At 72.9% G+C, this 6784-nt stretch carries 5 protein-coding genes; 2 read left to right on the top strand and 3 right to left on the bottom strand.

Annotated features, from left to right (window positions below):
• The first annotated feature begins 321 nt into the window (after window positions 1-321).
• The gene (locus G6R24_RS16585) at window positions 322-933 is read left to right on the top strand and encodes an NADPH-dependent FMN reductase (protein WP_225438626.1); all 612 of its coding nucleotides are present in this window, start codon (window positions 322-324) and stop codon (window positions 931-933) included.
• 375 nt (window positions 934-1308) lie between these two features.
• Window positions 1309-2601 (top strand): ABC transporter substrate-binding protein, encoded by a 1293-nt coding sequence (locus G6R24_RS16580; protein ID WP_192029163.1) that lies wholly within the window; start codon window positions 1309-1311, stop codon window positions 2599-2601.
• A 112-nt stretch (window positions 2602-2713) separates the two neighbouring features.
• Here the strand turns inward: G6R24_RS16580 and G6R24_RS16575 are convergent, their stop codons facing one another.
• From G6R24_RS16575 to G6R24_RS16570, 3 genes are all read right to left on the bottom strand, one after another.
• Window positions 2714-3397, bottom strand: coding sequence for an ABC transporter ATP-binding protein (locus G6R24_RS16575; protein ID WP_163550144.1), 684 nt, complete (start codon window positions 3395-3397; stop codon window positions 2714-2716).
• 92 nt (window positions 3398-3489) lie between these two features.
• Window positions 3490-4056 carry an ABC transporter ATP-binding protein C-terminal domain-containing protein gene (locus G6R24_RS24215; RefSeq protein WP_420840670.1) on the bottom strand — a complete coding sequence of 189 codons (567 nt, stop codon included), beginning with the start codon at window positions 4054-4056 and terminating at the stop codon, window positions 3490-3492.
• Complete coding sequence (locus G6R24_RS16570; RefSeq protein WP_420840669.1) at window positions 4028-6433, bottom strand: ABC transporter permease; 2406 nt, start codon at window positions 6431-6433, stop codon at window positions 4028-4030. The genes G6R24_RS24215 and G6R24_RS16570 overlap by 29 nt, the downstream gene beginning before the upstream one ends.
• Between the last annotated feature and the right edge of the window lie 351 nt (window positions 6434-6784).

The following is a 6784-nucleotide window of genomic DNA, read 5'->3' as shown; positions in this document are numbered from 1 at the left end:
GCAAGATTTTCAGTGGTCTTCTAGGAGGGGTCGTGGGGGATTCGTACGGCGCGGGGTGGTCGTCGGGAGGCGAGTCGGGCGAGCACGCGGGCGACACAGGTCCGCTGGCCGCGTCCGAGGCGCCTCGCCCACTGCCCACGCGGACGTCCCGCCGCACCGGCCCGACCCGGACCAGGCGGCGGGCTCGGCGCTGGACCGTCCGACAGTGGGATAGGGGGCGGGGCGGCCAGTCCACTGGGCACACTGACCGCGAGCGATCTCGGGGCGATCTCGGCGTCCGGGCCGGGCCTGGGCGGGATGCCTGGTGGTGGGCTGAACGGGATGGCGTCCGGGGGCCTGGGGACGGTGCGGACCCGGCGACGGCGTCCGATGATCGTCGGCCTTGGTGGCACGACCCAGCCCAACTCGCTCACCCAGTGGCTGCTCGCCGGCGCGCTGGGCGCGATGGCGCAGGCCGGGGCGGAGACGCTGCTGTTCGGGTCCGGTGAACTCGATCTGCCGATGTACGCCCCCGAGCGACCCGAGCGCGGGCCGGGGGCACTGCGGCTGCTGGCCGCCGTCGAGCAGTGCGATGCGCTGGTCCTCGCGACGACCGCGCATCACGGCAGGGTCTCCGGTCTGGTCAGCAACGCCCTCGACTACCTCGACGATCTGCACGGCGCACCCCGCCCCTACCTCGACGGTCGGCCGGTCGGGCTGATCGTCACCGCCCCGAACGCCCATTCGGCGGGGACGGCGATGACCGCGTTGCGCTCGACCGTCCACTCCCTGCGCGGCTGGCCAACGCCCCAGGGCATCACCCTCGACACCTCGGCCTCCCCCACCATCGCCGACGCCGACGGCCGCCTCACCGACCAGACCACCGCGAACGCCCTGGAGACCCTCGTCGACCAGATCATGGGCTTCACCTACGCCTGGTCCCAGGTCATCTGAACCCGCCGCGGTCTGCCGCGGTCCTCGCTGCCCGCGGGGCCTGACGCGCCAGCGCCGGGGCCCGCGCCGGGTGCGCCGGTCGCACCGCGGAAGTTCACCCCCCTGATCGCGCGGGGATCGCGCCGGTCTACCGTGACGGAACCTCGGTGGCGCATCACCCGCTGCGTCATCCGGGGCTTCGCACCGTGGCCTCGGCGTGCCATCACATGGCGTGTACGTAGCCCACGGGTGCTACCCGCGACGCGACATCCGGTTCTCAACGCTCCTGTCGGAGTATCGAGGTAATCAGATGTGTAGTCCCCGCAGGGGGCATCCCGGGCGCGCGGTCGCTGCTCTCGGGCAGCGCGGCCATGACACGAACGAGGAGGCGGCAGGGTGCGAGGACGATCCGGGCTGGGCAGGCTGGCCGTGACGGCGGTGGCCGCCGTTCTCGCGGCCACGCTGGCCGCCTGCGGTGGCGGTTCCGGCTCGGACGGCTCGGCTAGCTCGAGTGGCTCGAGTGGCTCGACGTCCGGTTCGGGCGGAGCCAAGGGCTCGCCGGTCAAGCTGATGATCATCGCGCCGACGGGTACCGCCGGCACCAACTATCCCGACATGGTCGCCGCGACGAAGGCCGCCGTGCGTGGCGTCAACGCCCGCGGCGGCATCGGCGGGCACCCGGTCGTCCTCGAGCACTGCAACGAGCGCAACGACGCCGCCACCGCGAAGAAGTGCGCCGAGCGGGCGGCGGACGAACACGTGCTGGCCGTGGTCGGCGAGATCAGCGGGTCCGGCGGGATCATGCCCATCCTGGCCAAGGCCGGCATCCCGTCGATCGGCTCGGCCGGTGTCTCCGCGGACGGTTCCGAACTCAGCTCGCCGATCAGCTTCGTCATCAGCCCCCTGACCTTCTACCCGGCGGTCTGCCCGAGCCTGCTCGCCAAGGCCGGCGCCACGCACATCGGTCTGGTCGGGTACGACCTCAGCGCCAGCGACCGTCTGATCACGATGGCCGTCGGTGGCGGCAAGGCGGTGGGCCACCCGATCGACCCGAAGATCCGCATTCCGATCACCACCAGTGACTTCGCACCGGCGATCACCCAGCTGTCCCGCTCCGGCGCGGACGGTGCGGTCCTCGTCGTGTTCGACCAGGCCGCCTACGCCGTCATCGCGAAGTCCGGCCAGCAGGTCCGCACCTGCCACGCCGCCGGCACCCTCTCCCCGACCTTCCTGGCCACACTCGGCTCGGCCGCCGACCGTCTCGTCGTCGCCACCGCGTTCCCCGAACTCAGCCAGACCAGCCAGTACCCCGAGGTGGCCCGGATGGTCCGCGAGCTCGACGCCGAGCAGGCCACCGGTGACGCCGACGCGGCCCCGGCCCTGCGCTCGAGCACGTCCACCACGGGCGCCTGGCTGTCCGTGCAGATCGCCGAGAAGGTCGGCGACCAGGTTTCCGGCGACCTGACCGCGGCGAGCCTGCTCGCCCAGCTGAACAGGACGAGGAACCTCGACCTCGGCGGGATCATCCCCCCGCTGGACCTGACGACTCCCACCCCGATCCCCGGAGCCGAGCGCATCTTCAACTCGACCCTGCGCGGCGCCCGCTGGGACAGTGCCTCGAAGTCCTTCGTCTCCCTGGGGAACGAGACCTACAACGGCCTCGACATTTTGCGCCGCGCCGCCGGCTAGCCCCCCGCCCCGCCGCCGTCCTCGAACCGTCTCCCCCACCCTCACGGAGAGCACCGGGCGGCATCCCGCGCATCCCGCCCGCAGGTGGGTGGACGGTGACGTGGGGTGACGGTCAGGGTGTGTCGAGGGGGAGGTAGGCGCCGAGCAGCCGATCGCGGTCGGCCTTCGCCTCGGCGGCCGTCCCGGACCAGGCCACCGTGCCGTGGCGTAGCACGTGGACCCGATCGGCGATGGCCAGGGCGCTGCGCACGTGCTGTTCGACGAGGACGACGGCGAGCCCGGCGTCGGCCGCGGCGCGCACAGCCCCGAGCAGACGTTGGACGACCTGGGGGGCGAGACCGAGGGACAGTTCATCGGCGAGCAGGATCGTGGGCCGTCGCGCGAGGGCCCGGGCGAGGGCGACCATCTGCTGCTGCCCGCCGGAGAGCAGACCGGCCCGGCGGTCGAGGTGTTCGCCCAGTTCGGGGAAGATCCCCAGGGCCAGGTCGGGGTCGCACCGCCCGACCCGCAGGTTCTCCCGCACGGTCAGGCTCATCACGACCGAACGCTCCTCCGGCACCAGGCTCAGCCCCTGCCTGGCCCGTTCGTGCAGGGGCGCCCGGGACGGCTTCCCATCGATGTGGACGGCACCGCCCATCGGGACTAGGGCGCCGGCGAGGGCCAGCAGCGTCGTCGTCTTGCCCGCCCCGTTCGGGCCCAGCAGGGCTACGACCTCCCCCACCCGGACCTCCAGGTCAAGGTCCCGCACGACCGGCCCGGCCCCGTACCCCGCGGACAGCCCGCGGGCGGCCAGCATCACCGGCCGGCCGCTGATGTCAGCCCCGGCACCCCGGCCCCGGGACGCCTTCGCACCCGGGCCCGTGGCCGCGCGTGACAGCAGGCGGGCCATCAGACCTTCTCCGCCCGGGCCGGCCTTGGCGACGAGAGCATCGCCGAGGAGACCGCACCCGACGAGGACGACGGACGGTGACGGGTCGCCGGCTCGTCGGTACCCGGATCGCCGAGATAGGCGGTGCGCACGCGTGGGTCGGCGGCCACCCTGGCGGGTGGTCCCTCGGCGATCAGTTCGCCGGCGTCGAGCACCACGACCCGGTCGCAGACTCCCATGATCACATCCATGTCATGTTCGTTGAGCAGAATGCCGAGTCCCCAGTCGTCGGCGAGCCGGCGCAGCAGGGCTGCGACCTCGGCGCTTTCGGACTCGTCCAGTCCCGCGCACGGCTCGTCGAGCAGCAGCACCCCCGGCCCCGCGGCGACGGCGCGGGCGATCGCCAGCAGACGACGACGTCCGTAGGGCAGGTCGGAGACGGTACGCAGCAGATCGTCGCGCAGGCCGAAGGCGTCGATGGCGGCAAGCGCCGGCGCCGGCAGCGGACGTGACCGCGGCAGCACCAGATCGGTGAGATAGGCGGCGGCGTCGCGACGATCACTGGCCGCCTGGATGTTCTCCAGCACCGTGAGGTCGTCGAAGAGCTCGAGGTTCTGGAACGACCGGCTGATCCCGGCCCGGCGAGTACGGCCGAGGCGGTGCGTACAGCCGGGTCGGCGACCCGGCCGTACTCGCCGGGCCGGTGCCCTCGTCCGACCGGGGGGTGGGGCCGAGGGCGCGGTGCAGACGGGTGGCGTCGGCGCGGCTGCGGCGTTCGGCGGCGCGCGGGACGAAGCGGTCGTAGAGCGCGGCGGCCGCGCGGGCGTTCTCCGGCGCCATCCCACCGCCGGAGCGGGACAGGACGACGACGAGGATGATCCCGCCGATCAGCGGCACGTACCGGTCCGGATGGGTCAGTACATGTCGCAACGCGCCGCTGAGCAGGGCCGCGATGGCCGCACCGAGAACGGCGCCGAGCCAGAGCAGCGGGCGGCGGGCGCCTGGCCCGACCAGGCGGTGCCCCGCGCCCAGGCGGTACGCGGTGCGCGGATCGCGGTGCAGCGCTGCCATCCCGGCGAAACCCAGCAGGCCACCGACCGCGGCGAGCAGCACCCGAAGCAGCCATCCGAGCCGACTGATCCACCCCCCGATCGCCATCCCCGCACGGGCCAGCAGGGCCCCGGGGGCGAGCAGCGCCCCGGTGAACGCGCCGCTGACCCACCCCACCCCACCGACCACCGCGTAGGAGATCAGCAGGATCGACGGGAACGGCGAGAAGTTCCCATGGCCGTAGTCGATGTTGCCGTTCTCGCCGAACAGGTAGAACGCGTAGAGCACACCGCCGAATCCGGCGATCGCCGCCGAGAGCGCGAACGCGTACAGCTTGGCGCCGACCACGCTGATGCCCAGCGCCGCCGCGGCCCGCTCGTTGGTACGCACGGCGATGAGGCGGCGTCCGGCCCGGCCCCGGCGCAGGTTGGCCACCGCGAGCGCGACGAGCACGAACGCGACCACCGACAGGGTCGCGAAGCCCCGCGGATCGCCCAGCGGGTCCAGCCGCACCCCCAGGAAACGCTGGTGGCCCACCACCGTCCCCTCCGGACGGGCCAGGTCACCGAACAGCGAGCCAAGCCCACCGGCCCCGTCGGGGGGTGGCGAGTGGTAGCCCCGTTGGAACAGCAGCGCGTCGACCGCCGCACCGAGGCCCAGCGTGACCACGGCCAGCTGGAGCCCCCGGGTGCGCAGTGCCGGGAGCGCGAACAGCAGTCCGACCAGCGCGGTCCCGGCGACACCGACGGCCATCGCCGCCTCCAGCGGCCAGCCACGGGTCGCCACCAGCCGTCCGGCGATCAGCGCGGCGATACCGGAGAAGGCCAGCTGCCCGAGCGAAAGCTGCCCGGTGAACCCGACCAGCACCACCACCGACAGCAGGATGAGCGCCCACAGGGCGTTCGCGTCGAGCGCGTCCACCCAGTCGGTGGGCAGCACCCACCACACCGCGGCGAGCGTGGCCGCGAGCACGACGGCGAGGGCACGCGGATGAACCCGTCCGCTGCCGAGCACCGGATGACGTTCGACGACATGGCCCCGTTCGGGCAGGCCACGGCCACGCACCGCGAGGTAGAAGACGATGACGGCCAGCGGGATAGCCCGGTCGATGCCCCGCCAGAACGGGTGACGCGCCACCAGTTCGTACTGGGTCTCCACCTCGACCAGACCGAGGACGAGCCCGCCGACGAGCACCACCGGAAACGAGTGGAACCGTCCGATCAGGGCCACGGCGAGCGCCGGCACGATCAGCAGCAGCAGGTTCGCCGAGGACAGCGGGTTCTGCAGCGGCGCGAGCAGCACACCGGCGAGGCCCGCGAGGCCCGCGCCGACACCCCAGGCCGCGGCGGCCAGCGCGTCCACCGACCAGCCGAGGGTCTCCGCGGCCCGCGGGTTCTCGGTGGCGGCGGTCGCGGCGAGCCCCAGCGTGGTGAACCGGAACACCGCCCACAACGCCCCGACCAGCACCGCGACCGCGCCGAGCCGAACGAAGATGCTGACCTCGATGTCCGTGCCGGCCAGTTCCACGCTGCCGCGGGGCAGCACCGCCGGGGACGTTCGCACGGCGCCGGCGAACATCAGCGTCAACGACGACTCGAGGATGATCAGCAGCCCGAGGGTCGCCATCAGCCGCAGCAGTGCCGTGGCCTCCCGCAGCGGGCGCATCACCAGGATGTGGAAGGCGACACCGATCGCCGAGGTCGAGGCCACCGCCAGCACCGCCGCGGGCAGCAGGGGCAGCCCCCATGGCCCGTGCAGCCCATGCAGGACGTAGGCCGACCAGGCGACCAGCGCGCCCTGCGCCATGTTGAGCACACCGGCGCCACGGGCGATCACCACCACCCCGGCGGCGACCAGTGCGTAGAGCGCACCAGAACCAAGACTGAGCAGGGCGAAACCCATGACGTCGTCCACGACCGGTCCACATCTGCTCTGGACGCGTGCCTCCCGGCCGCGCCCTACCGTTATCCCCCGGCGGTTCCCCCCACCGCCGTATCCCGACCACGCCCGATCACACCAGGGCCTACCTGATCATGCCCGATCGCGCGTGGCCTGGTCGGGGCAGGTCGGCAGGAGCCCTGGATTCCCGATCACGGCAACGGACGTGACGGTATGACCCTCCGAACGGGCCAGACAAGCAAACCGCCCACAACGGCGACCACGGACGGGCCCGCCCGGGCGGGCCATCCCCCGGATGGCACTCGCATCAGTTCGTAGGGTGTCGTCGCCCGGACCGGGGATGGTGATGCCGCTGTTCACCCGGTA

This window comes from Candidatus Frankia nodulisporulans, assembly GCF_902806475.1.
Classification (GTDB): domain Bacteria; phylum Actinomycetota; class Actinomycetes; order Frankiales; family Frankiaceae; genus Frankia; species Frankia umida.
Note: the sequence above shows the minus strand (reverse complement) of the source record. Positions and strands in the feature narration are given on the sequence as shown.